General features: G+C 70.8%; 2 protein-coding genes. Both read right to left on the reverse strand.

The annotated features are described in order from the left end of the window. Nucleotides 1-1,346: FAD-binding oxidoreductase (locus tag C1J01_RS47785; RefSeq protein ID WP_111185756.1), on the reverse strand; the 1,346-nt coding region annotated here is incomplete at its 3' end. Between the two features lie 113 nt (nt 1,347-1,459). Continuing rightward, nucleotides 1,460-2,135, reverse strand: a 676-nt coding sequence (locus C1J01_RS47790) for an alpha/beta fold hydrolase (protein WP_220040487.1), incomplete at its 5' end; no start/stop codon positions are given.

The raw sequence follows: 2,135 nt of genomic DNA on the forward strand, positions 1-2,135 counted from the left end.
CGGAAGACGTGGTCGGGATCGAAACGGCGTTTCACCGCCAGCAGCCGCTCGGTGTTCGGGCCGTAGGCGTGTGCGATCTGTGCGACCTCGTCATCCCCGAGCAGGTTGGGGTAGCCGCCCGGCAACGCGTCGGGCTCGAGGGCGCCGGTCAGGTCGCCGGCCCAGGCGCGGTGGTCCGCCGCACGGGTGTCGCCGGGTTCCCAGAGGGCGATGATCTCGATCATGAGGTGCGGGTCGCGGTTGCCGAACGCCGTCTCCGTCACGGGTACTCGTGCTGCGGCTCCGTGCAGGCTGTGCACGGATACGGCCGAATGAGGCGAGGTCAGGGTGGAGCCCGCGAGGCTCAGCGCGTCACGCACTGCCGAGGTCAGTGACGGTACTGAACGGGAACGGATCTCGACGTGCCGGCCGAAGGGGAACTGCGCGTCGATGGCCGCGAGCATCTCGGGCATGGTGGTGGGGGCGGTCCGGGAGAGGAGGGGCGTGCCGAGGGTGTCGAGCCGTGCCAGCGCGCGTTCTCCCGCCGCGGCGTCGTCGCCGCTCCAGGTCGGCGAGAGGAACACCACGGGCCTGCCGTCGGGGCCGGACAGGACTCCGAACTGCACGGTCAGCTCATCCGTGCTCTCGGCCAGGACGTCCGACAACCCGGCCAGTACGGTTCCGGCCTGGTCCCACGGGAACAGCACCATGCCGGACAGCAGCGTCGGCACACGGTGCAGGCGCACGCGCATCGAGGTGACGAGACCGAAGTTCCCGCCGCCGCCGCGCAGGGCCCAGAACAGGTCCGGCTCCCGTTCGGCGTCGGCGGTGACGACGGTGCCGTCGGCGAGCACCACGTCGGCGGACAACAGGTTGTCCAGGGCGAGTCCGAAGCGGCCGCTGAGCGGTCCGTAGCCGCCGCCGAGGGTCAGGCCCGCCATGCCCACGGAGCCGGCGGTGCCGGTCGCGGCGGTCAGGCCGAAGGGCTGGGTGGCGGTGACAAGATCTGCGGCCGTGGCCCCTCCCGAGACCTCGGCGACCTCTGTCACGGGGTCAACCGTCACCCGGCGCAGACCGGAAAGATCAATGGTGAGGCCGCCGTCGCTCAGTGACCTTCCGGCCCAGTCGTGGCCGCCGCCGCGCACCGCCAGCGGTACCCCGGATTCCCGCACGGCCAGCACGGCAGCCTGGGCCTCGGCCGGGTCGGCGCACCGGACGACGACGCCGGGGCGGGCGGGCACGGCGCCGTTCCAGATGGTTCGGCCGGCGTCGTAGTCCGGCCCGGTGGTGGCCATTCGTCCCGCGCGGATGGTCTGCCGCAGGGTGTCGGTCAGACGGCCGAGTTGCTGGTGTGTCGTCGTGGACATGGCACCTCTATCTTGAGGATCTTGACAGAACGTGTGAGCGGCTGCCCCTCGTCGACCGCTGCCGGCGGCCCGCAGCGGCATCGGCCGGCGAGGTGGTCAGGCAGCGATGCGTTTCACCGGGTGCGGCGGGCGGCGTCCTCGATCACGCGCGTGACCGTGCCGGGACGGCTGACCATCACGGCGTGGGAGGCGTTGACCTCCTCGGTGTGCGCACCGGCCCGCTCGGACATGAAGCGCTGGACGTCAGGGGCGATCGCGCGGTCCTGGCGGGTGATCAGGCTCCAGGAGGGAATGGTGCGGAACGCTTCCTCCACGCCGGCGTCCGAGACCGCTTTGGTGTTGGCGGGCCGCTGGACCGCGGCCAGATCGGCGGCTGTGGTCTTGTCGACGTCGCCGGCGAAGACTTCGCGGAAGTGGTCCGGATCGATGGACACGTCCGTGCCGTCCGGGACGGAGGTCGAGACCAGCGGGATGGCCGGTGAGGACTTGGCGGCCAGCTCGCCCACCGTCTCACCCTTCGCCGGGATGAAACCGGCGATGTAGACCAGGGCTTTGACATCAGGGTCCGAAGCGGCGGAGTTGGTGATCACGGCGCCGCCGTAGGAGTGGCCGACCAGCACCATGGGGCCGTCGATCGTGGCCAGGTAGCTGGAGACGTAGGCCGTGTCGCTGGTGAGCCCCTGCAGGGGATTGGCGATGGCGCGCACCGGATAGCCGTCCTTGCGCAGTCGCTCCATCACCGATGACCAACTGGAGGAATCCGCCCACGCTCCATGGACGAGGACGATG

Origin of the sequence: Nonomuraea aridisoli, assembly GCF_003236395.1 — a bacterium.
Classification (GTDB): Bacteria; Actinomycetota; Actinomycetes; order Streptosporangiales; family Streptosporangiaceae; genus Nonomuraea; species Nonomuraea aridisoli.